The sequence below is a fragment of the Acetobacter musti genome (genome assembly GCF_011516835.1).
Classification (GTDB): Bacteria; Pseudomonadota; Alphaproteobacteria; order Acetobacterales; family Acetobacteraceae; genus Acetobacter; species Acetobacter musti.
Genome location: NZ_WOTB01000034.1, coordinates 1 through 15,406 on the forward strand (window position 1 = coordinate 1; position 15,406 = coordinate 15,406).

General features: G+C 60.8%; 15 protein-coding genes. 9 read left to right on the plus strand and 6 right to left on the minus strand.

The window, feature by feature from the left end:
* Positions 1-239 precede the first annotated feature (239 nt).
* Positions 240-761 (plus strand): QcrA and Rieske domain-containing protein, encoded by a 522-nt coding sequence (locus GOB93_RS22060; protein WP_277877318.1) that lies wholly within the window; start codon positions 240-242, stop codon positions 759-761.
* 5 nt (positions 762-766) lie between these two features.
* On the opposite strand, the gene GOB93_RS17545 is transcribed toward GOB93_RS22060, so the two are convergent.
* Positions 767-1,183 (minus strand): lytic transglycosylase domain-containing protein, encoded by a 417-nt coding sequence (locus tag GOB93_RS17545; protein WP_173584758.1) that lies wholly within the window; start codon positions 1,181-1,183, stop codon positions 767-769.
* Positions 1,184-1,323: 140 nt separating this feature from the next.
* On the opposite strand from GOB93_RS17545, the gene gspG reads away from it, so the two are divergent.
* Positions 1,324-1,770: a type II secretion system major pseudopilin GspG gene (gene gspG / locus GOB93_RS17550; RefSeq protein WP_173584759.1), complete on the plus strand. Its 447-nt coding sequence runs from the start codon at positions 1,324-1,326 to the stop codon at positions 1,768-1,770.
* On the opposite strand, the gene GOB93_RS17555 is transcribed toward gspG, so the two are convergent.
* The 5 genes from GOB93_RS17555 to GOB93_RS17570 form a co-directional block, all read right to left on the minus strand.
* Entirely contained in the window at positions 1,747-2,598 is an 852-nt protein-coding gene (locus GOB93_RS17555) for a general secretion pathway protein GspK (protein WP_173584760.1), read from the minus strand. The genes gspG and GOB93_RS17555 overlap by 24 nt on opposite strands.
* Positions 2,591-4,909 (minus strand): type II secretion system secretin GspD, encoded by a 2,319-nt coding sequence (gene gspD / locus GOB93_RS17560; protein WP_173584761.1) that lies wholly within the window; start codon positions 4,907-4,909, stop codon positions 2,591-2,593. Before gspD ends, GOB93_RS17555 begins: the two co-directional genes overlap by 8 nt.
* A gap of 5 nt (positions 4,910-4,914) precedes the next feature.
* Positions 4,915-5,538: a type II secretion system protein GspM gene (gene gspM, locus GOB93_RS17565; RefSeq protein ID WP_242010884.1), complete on the minus strand. Its 624-nt coding sequence runs from the start codon at positions 5,536-5,538 to the stop codon at positions 4,915-4,917.
* A complete protein-coding gene (locus GOB93_RS21685) occupies positions 5,429-6,589 on the minus strand; it encodes a PilN domain-containing protein (RefSeq protein ID WP_242010881.1) in 1,161 nt (386 codons plus the stop codon). Before GOB93_RS21685 ends, gspM begins: the two co-directional genes overlap by 110 nt.
* Before the next feature lie 216 nt (positions 6,590-6,805).
* Positions 6,806-7,597 carry a prepilin peptidase gene (locus GOB93_RS17570; protein ID WP_173584763.1) on the minus strand — a complete coding sequence of 264 codons (792 nt, stop codon included), beginning with the start codon at positions 7,595-7,597 and terminating at the stop codon, positions 6,806-6,808.
* A 53-nt stretch (positions 7,598-7,650) separates the two neighbouring features.
* Here GOB93_RS17570 and GOB93_RS17575 point away from each other — a divergent pair, with 53 nt between their 5' ends.
* The 7 genes from GOB93_RS17575 to GOB93_RS17605 all read left to right on the plus strand — a co-directional run bounded on the left by GOB93_RS17575 (position 7,651) and on the right by GOB93_RS17605 (position 15,349).
* On the plus strand, positions 7,651-9,399 hold the full coding sequence (locus GOB93_RS17575) for a GspE/PulE family protein (RefSeq protein ID WP_173584764.1): 1,749 nt from the start codon (positions 7,651-7,653) through the stop codon (positions 9,397-9,399).
* Positions 9,396-10,658 (plus strand): type II secretion system F family protein, encoded by a 1,263-nt coding sequence (locus GOB93_RS17580; protein WP_173584765.1) that lies wholly within the window; start codon positions 9,396-9,398, stop codon positions 10,656-10,658. Before GOB93_RS17575 ends, GOB93_RS17580 begins: the two co-directional genes overlap by 4 nt.
* Positions 10,642-11,121, plus strand: a complete 480-nt coding sequence (locus tag GOB93_RS17585) for a prepilin-type N-terminal cleavage/methylation domain-containing protein (protein ID WP_173584766.1) — start codon at positions 10,642-10,644, stop codon at positions 11,119-11,121. Before GOB93_RS17580 ends, GOB93_RS17585 begins: the two co-directional genes overlap by 17 nt.
* Positions 11,122-11,131: 10 nt before the next feature.
* Positions 11,132-11,539 (plus strand): type IV pilus modification PilV family protein, encoded by a 408-nt coding sequence (locus tag GOB93_RS17590; RefSeq protein WP_173584767.1) that lies wholly within the window; start codon positions 11,132-11,134, stop codon positions 11,537-11,539.
* Positions 11,536-12,129, plus strand: coding sequence for a prepilin-type N-terminal cleavage/methylation domain-containing protein (locus tag GOB93_RS17595; protein ID WP_173584768.1), 594 nt, complete (start codon positions 11,536-11,538; stop codon positions 12,127-12,129). Before GOB93_RS17590 ends, GOB93_RS17595 begins: the two co-directional genes overlap by 4 nt.
* Positions 12,130-12,373: 244 nt before the next feature.
* Positions 12,374-14,536, plus strand: coding sequence for an alkaline phosphatase family protein (locus GOB93_RS17600; RefSeq protein ID WP_198912720.1), 2,163 nt, complete (start codon positions 12,374-12,376; stop codon positions 14,534-14,536).
* Positions 14,537-14,662: 126 nt separating this feature from the next.
* Entirely contained in the window at positions 14,663-15,349 is a 687-nt protein-coding gene (locus tag GOB93_RS17605; protein ID WP_173584769.1) for a Fe2+-dependent dioxygenase, read from the plus strand.
* The last annotated feature ends 57 nt before the right edge of the window (positions 15,350-15,406 follow it).

Sequence of the window (15,406 nt, forward strand, 5' to 3'; positions counted from 1 at the left end):
GAGATTGTCATCGACCTCTGTCCGGGCGCTAAGGATGACAGCCTGTTAATCCGTAACCGCACCGGTCAGGGTGAAACCTCCATGACACTGTCATGGCACTTTTATGACAACACTTTTCCCACGGCCGGTAATGACTGATCATCAGCTTAGCGTGAGAGCGTGCCTGTTATATGACAAAGAAATCGGACAGAACGTGACTTTCTGGGAAAGAGAATGAAATTCCGGGACAAACTATGCTGATGCGCCGCAGAACGGCTGGCCTCCTGGCATGTAGCCTGTCATGTAGAGCGAGGACTTCATTTGCCGCAATTGCCGCAAATGTTACAATAAAGGAAGGAGATCTCCTGAAGAGAATTGATGATTCTGGTAAGACTTTTCTCACTTCTGACGATGTGCTGCACGAACATGGACCGGTTCTTTGCTGGCCGGTTTCTCCGGATGGAAAGCACGTTCGAAAGGAGACATCCTATAACAGGCTATGGGTTATGAAGTCCGGCATATACGGAATGAACGGCTTTATTGCCTATTCAGCAATTTGTCAGCACGCAGCGTGTCTGGTGTCAGACTGGGACAGCCGGCAGCGACATCTGATTTGTCCCTGTCATGGATCGGCATATTCTGTTGATCAGGGTGGGCGGGTCGTGGCCGGTCCGGCGCCGTATTCACTGCCCTATCTTCCTCTCGGTGTCAGACAGAATGCATTGATCATAGCCGGAGTGTTTTCCGGCCAAATCGGAGGCCACGCTTCCCGCGCGGACTGACTCACTCACTCCGTCCGCGCACCCCCGGAAAACAGTCGCGTCGCCTCCGCAATGACCCGCTTCTGATAGGACTGATTCAGAGCCGGCGTGTGCGAGTGATAATCCCCGACGGCTTTCATCAGATCGCCATGCGATTCATTGATATAACTGCGCAGAATCACAGCCGACGCCGCAATATTGAAGCATCCGTCGGAAACGAGCCGCGCCGCCGTCTGCACCGCCGGCAGACGTGACAGTTTCGAGATCGGCTCTATCCATTGTGTGTTGATCTGCATGAGTCCGAGATCGGACGACCCGTCGCTGTTGCGGTGAACAAGCCCGATGGCGCCCCGCTCGACCTGCCAGATACTGGGAAGAACACGGGGCGGAATATCGTAGCGGATGGCTGCGGCAAGCATGCAGGCAAGCAGTGGGGCAGGCATTGCAATCCTCTGATCGCGTGAGATTAAAGAATTTGAAAGTTTTATGAATGTCAGACTTTTTTCACATTCGTCGTCTGTCCACTGCCATTCCCTGCGTCTAAGAGCTTACCTGTTCTCCGCACAGAAAGACAGTTCATCAGATGCCAGTTTCGGAAAAAAACCGATCCCGGAATGCACCGGATGCCGAGTCCGGCTTTACACTTCTCGAAATCCTTGTCGTCCTCGCCATCCTCGGCCTGCTCGTCGGTCTTGTCGCCCCGGCAGCCCTGCGCCAGCTCGGCGGAGCGCGCGTCTCCGTCGCTAAACAGTCGATCGCCCGGATCGGAACCATCCTTGATATGTACAAGCTGGATACCGGAACCTATCCGGCCTCTGAGGACGGATTGCAGGCCCTCATTCAGCGCCCCGCCTCAGCGGAAGGCTGGAGCGGTCCGTATCTGAAAGGAACAACAGTTCCGCTCGACCCTTGGAATCATCCCTTCATTTATCGTTTTCCTTCTGACCGGGAAGGAAAGGATTACGATCTGTGCTCTTCTGGTCCATCCGGAAAAGCGGATTCAGGATCAGGCATGATCTGCAACCCGTAACGGCTCCATATCCCGCGTCATCGTATCCCAGCGCACGACACGCCACGGAACGGGACGCGCATCCGGCAGAATAATCACCTCAGCATGACGGCTCACACGCCATGCTCCATGCGCCGCCACCGCATCGACGCTGACCAGCGTCTCATCCTCAATACTGTCATCATCCTGTTTCTGGTCCGGACTGTTCGAAACCCCCGACCGCGTCAGGGCCTGCCGGACCAGCGGATCGTTGCTGCTCAGATCAGGGAGCTGAATCTGAGAAAAAGACAGATGAGGTTTCAGACTGTGCAGAACGGATGGCGTCATCCCCGGCACAGCGGCCAGATCGTCGAAGGTGTGAAACAGCGCCCCGGTCGGTCTGCACATCTTCCCGCCGGCAACACTGAGACCGCCTGAGACCGCAACACCCGGCGTCCGCCAGGCAAAAATGGCGGCGGAAAGCGTGCGGGACTGATCCGCCGGCAGCCCCGCCGCGGCAAACACGGCCGCCAGCAGCGGCTGACCCGCCAGACCCGGATTGACCCGGTTCCGGTCGGCCTGACTACGGACCATAATCTTCGTGTCGCTTTCATCAGGTCCGCCATGCCATTGCGGGGCAGGGCGGGTCTGTCCGGTGCTGAGACCAAAAAGCTCGGATGTGATGGCCGCATCAGCCAGCGTCTCAAGCCGGACACGCTGGAAGGTCCGCTCCCCGAGCCGGACAGAGGAACGGCCGGTCGCAAGGGTCTGCGTGCCGATCAGCGCCAGAAACCCCAGCGTCCACAGAACAAGAAGAAGCGCAAATCCACCGTCCCGGACAGCCCCTTTCTCCTTTTTCCTCTCAGTCATTCAGCCCGACGGCTTTCAGGAAACGCCCCTGCGGATCAGCCGACCCCGTCGGACGCATGGTGTTCATCTCGTGAGACAGAACCGCCGCATGCGGAAGCTGCGCCCGCAGATCCTCGGTCAGCCCGTACGCCTCGCTCTGACTGTGAATCACATGCGGCGTGATCAGAATCAGTAGCTCCGTCCGATCCCGCGTGTTCGTCTGCGTGGCGCCGAGCATGCCGATGACGGGAATATCCTTCAGCCAGGGTAATCCTGAATTGCCACGGCTCGATTTATCCGAAATCAGCCCCGCCAGACCGACCGTCTGCCCGTCAGCAATCACCACGCGCGACGTGACCTGACGCTGGGAGAAGGTCGGACTGCTGATCGACCCGCTGCCGGTGCTCGTGGTGGAGGACGCAACCGAGCTGACCTTCTGGGTCACATCCAGCGTCACCGTTCCGCCATTGCTGACATGCGGCGTCACCTGAAGAATAACACCCGTCGGTTGATAATTGATGGAATTGGTAATGGTCGAATTGGCCGTCACGACACTCGTCGTCGAGCCGGTCAGATACGGCACCATGTCACCGACCATCAGGGACGCCGGCTGGTTATCCACCACCATCAGTTCCGGTGAGGACAGAACCCGCACCTTGGTGACAGACTGCAGCGCATTGATGACGAACGGCGCGCCGCCCTGCGCCGATCCGCCAAGAACAAATCCCGGAAAACTGCTGGAGAGCTGAGAAGAAACAAGATTCGCAGCACCAAGAGACTGCGTCGCATTGCTGAGAATGCCGTTGATGCCGCCGGATTTGAAAAAGAACTGCGTGCCGTAATTCAGCGCATCGTTCAGCGTGACCTCGGCGACAGTCGCGTCAACCCGCACCTGCAGCGGCATGATATCAACTTTGCGCAGCATGGAGGCGACCGTTTCCGTTTCGGTCATCGTGCCATAAACAAGCACCGCATTGTTCTGCGTGTCCGGAATGATGCGGATCTCGCCGCCTTCCGATTTGTTACTGTCAGAACTGTTGCCAAGCCCGCCCAGCAGCGGATTGTTCGAAATACCGTCCGACTGTTGCTGGCTCTGCCCGCCGCTCTGCGAACCGCCCGTCAGAGAATTTCCCTGGCCCTGTCCCTGATCGGAAGAAAGCCCGTTCTGCGAGGACAGCCCGTTATCCTGCGACCCTCCCAGCCCGGAGGTGCCGGAAGACCCGGAACCTGACATACCGTTCTGAAAATTCGACGACTGAGCCTGCATTTTCGATGTCGGAACCGCCGTGACATGACCGGGCGTAAAGGCCTGCTGCAGAATATAGGCCACGTCATTGGCGCGGCCGTTCTGAACATAATAGACATTCCAGTGACGGATCGTCTTGCGCCTTTCCGCCTCGATCACGGAAAAAACCCGCCGCGCATCATCCAGAAGACGGGGCTGCGAGGTGACGACCATGACCGATTCAATATGCGGCATAGCCATGATCTGAATCCGGTCCGTCAGCGCCTGGCCCTTTTTACTGGCCAGCGCCGACTGCAGCGCCTGCGTCAGCTCCTGCGCATTGCCGCTCGTCGCCGGAAAAAGCGCATAGGACTGACCGGCCAGCACATCGGAATCGAACGTGCGCACCAGCTCGTCCAGAGATGCCCGCGTCGCCGGATCGCCGGACACGATCACCGCATTCCCGGACGGCGCAGCAACGATATGACCACCACTGCGCAGAATAGGCTGAAGCGCTTTCGCCAGACTGTCCGCCGACGTGTAGCGAAGCGGAATGATCAGACTGCCCGAAGCATCGCCGCCGCCCTGAGCCGTCGCGGACGTTATGCGATAAACCCCGTTTTCCACCACCAGAGCCGCCCCCGCGCCGGAAAGCGCGGTACGGAAAACGGCAAGCAGTTCATCCTGCCGGACCGGACGGGCCGTTTTCAGTGTGATGGTGCCATGAACATTGGAATCGACGAGGTAATTGACCTTAAGAATCCGCCCCATCACCTCATCCGTCACCGAGCGGATATCCGTATCCGAGAAATTCAGCGTGATATCGCCGGCTCCTGCGGACGCACCACCCCGTCCCGGCGCGGAACGCAACCGACCATAGCTGACCGTGCCGCCATGCGTCGCCTCCAGCCCGCCAATGTCTCCGTCCACGCGGGGAGAGGCGACCTGACCGGTGATCGCGCCGGAGACCGGCAGAGGCGTGACATGCGGTGGTGTGTCGGAACAGCCGGCCAGCATCCCCAGAACCGGCAGCGTCAGACGGGGCAGACCTCGCCCGGAACCCTTGCGCGGCAGGAAAGGCAGAATGGAAAAAGACCTGTGTTTCACACGCATCACCGGGAAGAAGGAGTGGAGGAAGCCGTTACACTGCGGGCGGCGTGTTTGGCCGGAGCGTCACGTAAAGCGAAGATCGTCAGAGTGGCGTCAATCATCCGGCCCTTTTTCGCCTCGTCCTCAATGCGGGACGAACCGGCCACCTGAACCTGGAGATCATCGGCCAGAAGCCTGGGCGCCGTGCTCTCCGAGAGCACGCTGAGCAGACGGATAAGATCCGGCCAGTAAGCCGTAAGAGAAATCCGGACACCAAGACGTTCGAACGTGCCGCTGCGCACAATCGGCAGAGGCTCCTGACTGCTCAGCTCCACATGCACGCTGTCTGCCACGTCATGCACGCTCTCCTGCAGCCGGGCCACCGCTGTCTCGTCAGAGGTCTCGCTGATCAGCAGCGCGCTGCCCGGAGCATTATGCGTCGCCTCCTCATATTTCGCCTGCAGCGCCGGAATGGTGTCTACCAGCGCCTCGGTATGCTCCAGAACCAGATGCCGGCTGTCGATTGTCGCCGCACCGTCACGATAAAGATCCAGAAGCGAGGAGATCAGAAGCCAGGCCAGAAGTAAGAAAATGAAGGTAACGCCAAGCGCCAGAAGCCGGCCCTCGCGTCCGTCCGGTAATTTCAGCGAATAAAAGGCAGGGGAGGGCGACACGGTGATATCGGCCCGGTGCGTTGGCATTGATGGTGAACACATCCTGACTTTTGTCTTCCGTCCGGGTAACCGGACCGGAAAAGGACGCATCGGTGAAAGCGGCGCGGTGTTCCAGAATGCCGATCAGCTGTGTCGCCTGCCGCGACTGCCCCTCAAGCGTGACATGATGCTCCCGGATGCGCAGCGTGGTGAGAAACGTCCCGTCCGGCAGAGCATCCGTCAGCACGGCCAGGGTTTTCAGAGCCGATCCCGTCCGGTGTTCCTCCTTCGCGATTTCAGCCGGTCCCGCCGTAAAGGAATCGATTCTGCGCCGGAGAGATTCGGCCTGCCCGCGCCTGTCGGACAGGGCGCTGATCGCATGATTCAGTCGGAAGAGATGCACCTGCTGCACCACGAACGGAACAATCGCCGCAATCACCGCCAGAACGGGCAGAGCACGCAGAACAGGATGATGCTTCTGCTTCGGCACATGAAACGGAATCACCCCCGCCTCGCCCGGCGGCCCGTCCATGCAGAGTCGCGTCGGCGCGATTCCCTCGCGCTGCATCAGCTCAAGCGCGGACCCGAACAGAAAGCGCGGCGCGACATGCAGCCGGAAAATCGCCATGGCGTTCCTGCCGGCTTCGGATTTCCGGCTGACGGACCAGACAGCCTCATCCGCCTGAAACGGCGTCAGCCGGTCGAGACTGTAGCCAATGGCCTGCATGGCGTTTCCTGCCGCCGCCGGCGGCAGCGGCACATCGCGGGAGAGAATGCTGCCCGGCGGCAGAACCAGCGAAATATCCGGCGCGCGCCGCCAGAGCGAACGATACCAGCGCACGCGGCCACCATCCGCCGCAAAAAGTGCCTGGCGACAGAGATGAAGATCCTGCGCGTCGATCGTGCCGTCGGCATGGAGCATCACCCGAAGATCCTGCCTGTTCTCCCCTCTGAGCGTGCGGGGAAGCAGTTCCGTCATGCGATCGAGCCACCAGCGCCCGAAGGCGTAAAGCCCGCGGCCTGCGGATGTCTGTTTATCTGTCATCGCACTGTGTCTCGGACGAGCCGGTTTTCAGAGTACACCTGCAGAGAAATCGTTTCGGGACCGCCGGGGCTGCCGGCGCGCACTCGATAACACCGCCTCCGGGCGGGCGACAGGATCGCCGTGTTATATATTTATGACATGTTAACGATCTCTCTGGTTTCAGAGAGAACCGTCTTTTAAATCCACGGTCTGTCGCGCGTCACAAAGACGCAGCACTCACTCCGCCGACAGAACCAGCCGCGCCATCCACACAGCGGCCGCCAGACAGGGGCCAAAAGGAACGACAACCGTCATGCTGAAGCGACCGGAACGAAAAATGGTTGTCGCAGCAGCAATAAGTCCCAGAATGGCCGCCAGCAGAATCACGGACGGAAGTGGCGCCACCCCCAGCCATGCCCCGCCCGCGGCCAGCAGTTTCACATCGCCGCCACCAAGCCCCGTACGCCCGCGCAGCCGCCGGTACCCCCAGGCGATGGCGGTGAAGATCAGCCAGCCGGCAGCACAGCCAAGTACCCGGTCATATGCGCCCTCCGGCCCGTGGAAAATGAATCCCTCCGCCAGCCCGGCCAGCAGCAGAGGCAGCGTCAGACTGTCCGGCAGCCGCAGACAGATCAGATCAATCCAGGAAAGCGCCAGAAGTCCCCAGCCAAGAATGCAGTCGGCCAAGAAAACACCCGGCTCCGGCATGATCGCATCGAACGGCAGCTCATGCTGAAAGGACATCATCAGCCCGCACAGCACAATACTGACCGGCACTCCGAGCGCCGCCAGCTCCACCCGGAGATGCTGAGCATCGATCCTGCTCCCGCAATGCCGGCAGCGCCCTTTCTGCAGACAGTAAGACAGAACCGGGATCATTTCGGCCGGCCGCAGCGTCGTGCCGCAGTGCTCGCAATGCGAGCGGCCCGTCGCAAAGGGTTCGCCACGCGGAATCCGGCGGATCAGAACGCCGAGAAAGCTGCCGATAAAGGGAGCGAGAAAAAACGGAACCAGGAAAAGCAACGTCATGACGGACGGGACAGTGGCCGATTGCGCCACGCCCGGCAAGCGGGACGCATCGCATGAACGACCTCTCCTTCCCCGCCTCTCCCGCACAGCATTCCGGCGCAGCCAGTCTGGAAAGCATCAGTCTGGAAAACGCCATTCTGGATCGCGGTGTCTGCGATCCCCGCGCCCTGGAGCGTGCACGCAGCGTCGTCGCCGACACCGGCCAGCCCCTGGCCCTCGTCCTGCTCCAGCTCGGCCTCGTCAGCGAAACGGATCTCGCCCGCACCTACGCCGCTTTGCTCGGCAAAACCGTCATCGATGCCGCCGGCCTGGCGGCAGTGACCGACCCGGTCATGCCCGACTGCCTGAAAAGCCGTTTTCTGCACGAAGCCCGCGCTCTTCCCATGGACTGCCGGGACGGCGTTCTGCGCCTGGTCATGGCGGACCCGCTGGACGAATTCACCTGCGCCGCCGCCCGGCTCGCCACAGGCTGCCGCGTGGAGCGGGAGGTCGCCCGTCCCGCCGATCTGGAAGCGGCCCTGACCCGCCTCTATCCGGAAAACGAAGACAATACCGAAGACGATACCGAAGACGATACCGGACCGGCCGCCGATGACGACCCCGCGGAGGAAGATACCGACAGGCTGAAAGACCTCGCCAGCGAGGCCCCGGTCATCCGTCTGGTCAATCAGATCATCTTCCGCGCCGTCGAAACCCGCGCCTCCGATATCCATATCGAACCGTTCGAGGACCGGCTGATCGTCCGCTACCGCTATGACGGCGTCCTGCACGAAGTGGACAGCCAGAGCGCGCGCATGACCTCCGCGCTGATCTCCCGTATCAAGATCATGGCGAAACTCGACATCGCCGAACGCCGCCTGCCGCAGGACGGCCGGATCAAACTGGCCGTGCGCGGGCATGAGGTCGATTTCCGCGTCTCCACCGTGCCGTCGCTGCATGGCGAAATCGCTGTCCTCCGCGTGCTCGACCGCACCACCGTCAGCTTCGATTACAGCCGCCTCGGCCTCGCCCCGGCCATCATCGCCGAATTTAAGGCCGCCCTGGAGCTGCCGAACGGTATCGTGCTCGTCACCGGCCCGACCGGCAGCGGCAAGACCACCACGCTTTACACGGGCCTCGCCGGCATCAATTCCCGCGAACGCAACGTCATGACGGTCGAGGACCCGATCGAATACCAGCTCGCCGGCATCAACCAGATCCAGACCCGCCCGGTCATCGGGCTCACCTTCGCCAGCCTCCTGCGCGCCATCCTCCGCCAGGACCCGGACGTCATCATGGTCGGTGAAATCCGCGATCTCGAAACCGCGCAGATCGCTGTCCAGGCAGCCCTGACCGGCCATCTGGTGCTGTCCACCCTGCACACCAATTCCGCCGCCGCCGCCGTGACACGCCTGCGCGACATGGGGCTGGAAGACTACCTTATCACCGCCGTCCTGCGCGGCATCCTGGCGCAGAGACTGGTCAGAAAGCTTTGCGAAAGCTGCAAGAAGCCGGAACCCATCCTCCCCGAACTGGCGCAGAAACTCGGGCTCGACCCGGACACGCAGCACACGCTCTGGCACCCCACAGGCTGCCCGGACTGCCGCCATACCGGCTATCGCGGCCGCAGCGCCGTCGCGGAATTCCTCCGTCCGTCGCGGGAGGTTACGCGGCTGATCCTCTCCGGCGCGGATCATACCGAAATCGAACGCGCCGCCGTCGCGGAAGGCATGGAAACCATGTTCCACGCCGGGCTGCGCGTGGCGCTGGCGGGTGAAACCACGCTTGAGGAAGTCAGCCGCATCATCGGGCATGACGCATGAACCCGGCGCAGACGCTTCCGGACAATGAGGCGATCAGCTGGCGTTACCGCGCCGTCACCGCCGACGGCGTCATCAGCCACGGGGAAATGACCGCCGTCAGCGAAGCTCAGGTCATCTCCCGTCTGCGCCGCCGGAAACTCATGCCCGTTCGCATCACCCCGGCCACCCGCGGCGGTGCGCTCGGTGGCGAACTGCTCTCGCTTCTCGGGCGCGGACGCGAAACCAGACTGCGCGGAAGAGAGCTCACGGATTTCACCCGCAAACTCGCAACCATGCTGACAGCAGGCCTGGATCTCGACAGAGCCCTGCGCTTTCTCGGTGAAACGGCGATCAGCCCCCGCAGCGCCAGAGTCATCGACACGCTCAGAGACCGGGTCCGGGACGGCGAGGCCTTCGCCAGCGCCCTGGAAGCCTCCCCGGCGACCTTCTCAAAACTGTATGTCGGCCTGATCAAAGCGGGCGAGGCCGGCGGCGCCCTCCCGGATGCCCTGCTGCGGCTCGCCGACCTGCTCGAACGCGAGCGCGGGATGAAGGCGACCGTCCAGTCCGCGATGATCTACCCGATCGTCCTGATCGTCGCCTCGGTGTTCTCCGTCGTCCTGCTGCTGACCCATGTCCTGCCGCAGTTCGTGCCCCTCTTCGCGGAAAACGGCGCCTCCCTTCCTGTCGCGACAAAAATCGTTATCGCGGCAGGTGATTTCCTGACTGCATGGGGCGTCGTCCTGCTCGCCGCCGCCATCGTCGCCTTCGCACTGGTCAGAATCGCTCTGAGAAAGCCGCATCTCCGGCTCGCTTTCGACCGCGCCCTGCTGCGCATCCCCGTCGTCGGCACACTGCTCCGGGAAATCATGGCCGCCCAGTTCAACCGCACGCTCGGCACGTTGATGCGGAACGGCGTGCCGCTCGTCGGCGCTCTGCGGATCACGGAAGGCGTCATCGGCAACACCGCCGGCGCGATCAGCATCAGCGAGGCGACCCGCGTCGTGCGGGAAGGCGGGAGCCTCGCCTCCTCCCTGGAGCGCAGCAAAATCTTTCCCGAAACCATGACGCATTTTCTGAAAGTCGGAGAAGAAACCGCCCAGCTCGCCGCTATCTCCCTCAAAGCCGCCGATATTCACGAGGAGTCCAGCCGCGTCACCATCCAGCGCCTGCTGGCCATCCTGGTCCCGGCCATCACCATTATCATGGGGCTGATCGTCGCCGGCATCGTCTCGGCACTCCTCCTCGCCATGCTGAGTCTCAATGATCTCGCGCAGTAGGGAAACCGCGATTGTTGCCGAATCTGGCTTCACTCTTCTCGAAATCATGGTCGTCCTTGTTATCGCCGGCCTGCTCATGGGCCTGGCGCTGGAACGCGGCCCGCTGCGGAGCAATTCCGCCGCCTTCTCTGCGGCCCGGGCCAGCGCGCTGACAGTGTTTCATGACGCCCAGACCCTCGCACAGGCCAGCGGCGATGTCGTGACGGTCCAGGCCGACGCCGCAACAGGCCACCTCATGACAAGGCGTGACCGCAGCTCGCACGATCAGCATATCGGCGCCGGTGTGCGGCTGCTGCTTCCCCTCCCGGACGGCCGCTTTGCGCCGCGCGCGCTCTATCGCTTCACCGCTGACGGAAGCGCCTCCGGCCCGCCCGTCCTGCTGACTCTCGGCCGACAGGTCTGCGTCATTTCGTTCAGCCTGGTCACCGGACGCATCAGTGCCTCAGAAAGCCAGAACCCGTGAGAGCCGATCCATGAGACCGGCAAAAGCAGCAGACAGGCAGCAGGGCTTCACATTGCTGGAAGTGATCGTGGCTCTCGTGATCGCCGGTTTTGCGCTCGGCGCCAAGCTGGAATCGCTGGAAAGCGGTATGGCCGGCAGCAGCCGCGCCGACCACAATCTCCGCGCCCTGTCCATCGCACGCTCGCAGCTCGCCGCCGTCACTGCCATGCCGGCCTTACAGCCGGGAACACAGAACTATGCCGTGGCGGATCATTTTCATTCCACCGTCGATATCCGGCAGATTGCTCTGTCCGGAACGCAGGGAAACGTCGACAGACTCGGCCTTTTTTCCATCTCCGTCACCGTGACGAGAGACGGAGCGGCCCGCGCCATGACACTCACAGGAAGGACGGTGCGCCCCGCCGCCGTTCAGGAATGAGGCAGGATGACGCGGGCTTCACCCTGCTCGAAATCCTCATCGTCACGATGGTCTTCGGACTTCTCTCCGTGACCCTGTGGGAAGGAATCGGCGTCGGAACCCGAGGCTGGTCGCTTGAAACACGCCGTTACGGCCAGGAAACCGAACTGCAGGAGCTCGAAGACAGTCTGCATCGTCTGATCGAAAGAGCGGAAATTTCCGATCCCGGCAACACCGCTGCCTTCTCCGGCGTCTCCGACCGGATGCGGCTGATCGCATGGCTCCCCGAAGAAGGCGGTTTCAGCCATGAAATCGAGGCCGGTTTCGGCATCAATGCCCGTCATGACTTCATCCTGCGCTGGCGGCCCTTCCGGCGGGCGGAATGCCCGGGCGAAGAAGCGCCGTTTCACGAGGAAATTCTCGCGCACGGTGTGAGAGCAGTTTCCTTTTCCTATTACGGCATGCAGAACGGACACCATCTCTGGCAGTCCGCCTGGACATCGCATGCCCTGCCTCTCCTGGTCAGGATCAGCTTCGCGTTCATGACGCCGCAGAAGGACTGGCCGGACATCATGATCAGACCACTGAGAAGCGGCGCAGATGCTTCGTAAAAAAAATGATCTGAAATCGAAAAATTCAAAAGCCTCCGCCGGTCATTGTCACGGAACATTAATGGTTTCTTCATTTTTAATGTGACCGGAATTTAACTAAGTGTGTCGTGAACAAAGAGAAAAAGCGCTTCGTAACGTCATGGCAGATAAAGCGAATTTTCGATTTGATTCACTACGCGCTCTTCTGAATCTCCAATCCACGTCTCCGAAAACCTGAAAATCTGGTAATACGGAAGGTATCACAATGTCTGCTCCGGTGTGGAAACGCCTGAGAAAGCCGCTGACCCGCTCAGTGGCTCATCTCACCGCGGCGTCAATGGCTGTGTCGCCTGTCATGGTCACAGCCCCTGCTTTCGCTAAAATGTCGACCGTCAGAACGGCGACCCCGATCGAACATATCGTCCTCATCATCGGCGAAAACCACTCCCTTGATAATCTTTACGGAACCTACATTCCGAAAAAAGGAGAGACGGTCGATAACATTCTCTCGAAGAAGATCGTCAACGCAGACGGAACGCCAGGCCCTAATTTCCCGCAGGCCGCACAGCGTCAGTCCGCCGGTTCCGACACGTACGAAATCGCTCCGCCGGATCCGAAAGAATACAACAAGCTTCCGGCTCCTGCTCTGGCCGGCACCCCGGCAAAAGCGTCCGACACGGACCCGGCGCCCTTCGCCACCCTCGCCGCTGTCGAGGCTTTCGAAAAACTCGTTGGCAATAACGGACTCGATCGCTCCGACTGGGCGAAGCTGACCACCGGCGCCAGCGGACTCGGTTCATCCGGCGTCGACACACGCATCACAAACGCGAACAACCTGCCGAACGGCCCTTTCCAGTTCACAGGCTCCTCGCTTCCGTATGATTCCTATGTCGGAAGCCCGGTTCACCGCTTTTTCCAGATGTGGCAGCAGACAGACTGCTCGGTCGCACACGCAACCACGAAGAATCCATCCGGCTGCCGGAACGACCTGTTCCCGTGGGTAGAAATTCAGAGCGGTACGGGCGGAAACGGCGCGGCCCAGGCGGCAAATTTCAGCGAGCTGAGCACGGGCGAAGGCTCGGTCTCGATGGGCTTCTACAATATGGCGATGGGTGACGCGCCGTATTTCAAATCCCTGTCGGATAAATATACGACCAGCGATAACTTCCATCAGTCCGTTATGGGCGGAACAGGCGCGAACCATATCGCCCTCGGCACCGGCCTCGGCATTTACTACACGGACGGCCACGGCAACATCGCCACACCGCCGGCAAACCAGATCGAAAACCCGAACCGTCAGAGCGGCACGACCAACTGGTTTACCCAGGACGGCTATTCAGGCGGCTCCTACGTCAAATGCGCCGATGACTCAGAACCCGGCGTTAAAGCCATCACCAGCTACCTCAAAGCGCTTCCGGGTAAACACCCGTCCCGCTGTAAGGCCGGCGCCTATTACATCGTCAACAACTACAGCCCCGGCTATTTCGGTGACGGCACGGTCAATACCGGAACATTCGTTATCCCGCCGTCAGATGTCCCGACAATCGCCGACCGCCTGAACGACAAAAAAGTCACGTGGCGTTATTACGGCGCAGGCTGGAACAACTACGTCAAGGACCCGACCAGCCAGCTCGGCGGCGTCTACTGCGATATCTGTAACCCATTCCAGTATGAAACGAAGATCATGGCGGATGCCCGCCAGCGTCAGGAACACATCAAGGATATCACCGACCTTGAGGCCGACCTGTCCCTGGGTAACCTGCCGGCAGTTTCCATCGTCAAACCGGACACCCTGCTCGACGGTCACCCGGCTTCCTCCAAGCCCTCTCTTTTCGAAGCATTCGCCAAACACGTGATCGAGAAGATCAGAGCGAACCCGGAAGTCTGGAAAAAGACCGCTGTCCTGATCACCTTTGACGAAGGTGGCGGTTCCTGGGATTCAGGCTACATCCAGCCGCTGGACTTCTTCGGCGACGGCACCCGTATCCCGGCGATCATGGTCTCTCCTTACTCCAGAGGCGGCCATATCAGCCATACCTACGGGGATCATGTGTCCTTCCTGAAATTCGTCGAGAAAAACTGGGGTCTTCCGGTCGTCTCCTCCACGGGTCGTGACAATCTGCCGAATCCTGTCACATCCGGCAGCAACCCGTACGCGCCGACCAACAGCCCGGCCATCGGCGATCTGATGGATATGTTCGACTTCTCATCAGCCTCCGACACATCCGGCAGCGACAGCTCCACCACCGGCGGCAACACCTCCTCCGGTTCTTCCGGCTCCGGCTCCTCTTCATCGGGATCTTCGGGCTCCGGTTCGTCCACCTCCGGCTCCACGTCGGAAACCGGTCTGGTCCAGCAGCTCCTGCAGCAGATTGAAACTGCGCTGCAGAGCATCTGGTCCTCAATCTCGTCACTCCTCTTCGGATAAACGAGCAAAGCACGTCATCCGGACCCGTGTGTCCGGATGACACGACCACCGTGACCGCCATCGTCTTTCTCCCCGAAAGGCGGTGGCATTTTGTGTTTTCAGTCTTTTCAGCCACAGGAAGCCCTGATGCCCGTCCATATCGAAAAGGTTCTGACTCCGGATGAAATTTCGGAATGCCGGAAACTTCTGGAGGCAGGACGCTGGACCGACGGGCGCGAAACAGCCGGCATCCAGGCCATCCATGCGAAAAAGAACCGGCAACTCGACGTGGAATGCGAAAAAGCAGCCGAAGCCCGGCAGATTGTCGCCACCGCACTCGGACGCAGCCTGCTTCTGCGCAGCCTCGCCCTGCCGCGTATGATTTATCCGCCGATGTTCAACCGCTACGAAACCGGCATGACCTACGGCGCGCATGTCGATAACTCGGTGCAGGTGATTCCTGGAAGCAATGGTCAGATGATGCGCGCCGATCTGTCGGCCACGCTGTTTCTCACCGAACCGGACGAGTACGACGGCGGAGACCTCGAACTCGAAACGAATGCCGGCACCGAGCAGATCCGCCTCCGGGCCGGAGACCTGATCGTCTACCCCACCACCATGATCCACGCTGTAGCACCCGTCACACGCGGCACGCGCCTGGCATCGTTTTTCTGGATTCAGTCCCTCGTTCCGGAGGCGTCATGCCGCGCCATCCTGTTCGATCTGGACCGCGCCATCATCGATTTGCGATCCCGCACGGAGGAGGGGGATCCGGCGGTCCTGACTCTCACCAACAGCTACCACAACCTGCTGCGTAAATGGTGTGAGATCTGAATGTGACTTTCACAATATTTTAACAAACAGGCCCGTTCCCGCCCGTATAACGCAGAA

What these genes read in the sequence shown, in the direction of transcription:
- GOB93_RS21685 (WP_242010881.1), bottom strand. Translation starts at nt 6,589, where the DNA reads ATGACAGATAAACAGACATCCGCAGGCCGCGGGCTTTACGCCTTCGGG.
- GOB93_RS17590 (WP_173584767.1), top strand. Translation starts at nt 11,132, where the DNA reads ATGAGACCGGCAAAAGCAGCAGACAGGCAGCAGGGCTTCACATTGCTG.
- GOB93_RS17575 (WP_173584764.1), top strand. Translation starts at nt 7,651, where the DNA reads ATGAACGACCTCTCCTTCCCCGCCTCTCCCGCACAGCATTCCGGCGCA.
- GOB93_RS17605 (WP_173584769.1), top strand. Translation starts at nt 14,663, where the DNA reads ATGCCCGTCCATATCGAAAAGGTTCTGACTCCGGATGAAATTTCGGAA.
- GOB93_RS17580 (WP_173584765.1), top strand. Translation starts at nt 9,396, where the DNA reads ATGAACCCGGCGCAGACGCTTCCGGACAATGAGGCGATCAGCTGGCGT.
- GOB93_RS22060 (WP_277877318.1), top strand. Translation starts at nt 240, where the DNA reads ATGCGCCGCAGAACGGCTGGCCTCCTGGCATGTAGCCTGTCATGTAGA.
- GOB93_RS17545 (WP_173584758.1), bottom strand. Translation starts at nt 1,183, where the DNA reads ATGCCTGCCCCACTGCTTGCCTGCATGCTTGCCGCAGCCATCCGCTAC.
- GOB93_RS17570 (WP_173584763.1), bottom strand. Translation starts at nt 7,597, where the DNA reads ATGACGTTGCTTTTCCTGGTTCCGTTTTTTCTCGCTCCCTTTATCGGC.
- gspG (WP_173584759.1), top strand. Translation starts at nt 1,324, where the DNA reads ATGCCAGTTTCGGAAAAAAACCGATCCCGGAATGCACCGGATGCCGAG.
- GOB93_RS17555 (WP_173584760.1), bottom strand. Translation starts at nt 2,598, where the DNA reads ATGACTGAGAGGAAAAAGGAGAAAGGGGCTGTCCGGGACGGTGGATTT.
- GOB93_RS17595 (WP_173584768.1), top strand. Translation starts at nt 11,536, where the DNA reads ATGAGGCAGGATGACGCGGGCTTCACCCTGCTCGAAATCCTCATCGTC.
- GOB93_RS17600 (WP_198912720.1), top strand. Translation starts at nt 12,374, where the DNA reads ATGTCTGCTCCGGTGTGGAAACGCCTGAGAAAGCCGCTGACCCGCTCA.
- GOB93_RS17585 (WP_173584766.1), top strand. Translation starts at nt 10,642, where the DNA reads ATGATCTCGCGCAGTAGGGAAACCGCGATTGTTGCCGAATCTGGCTTC.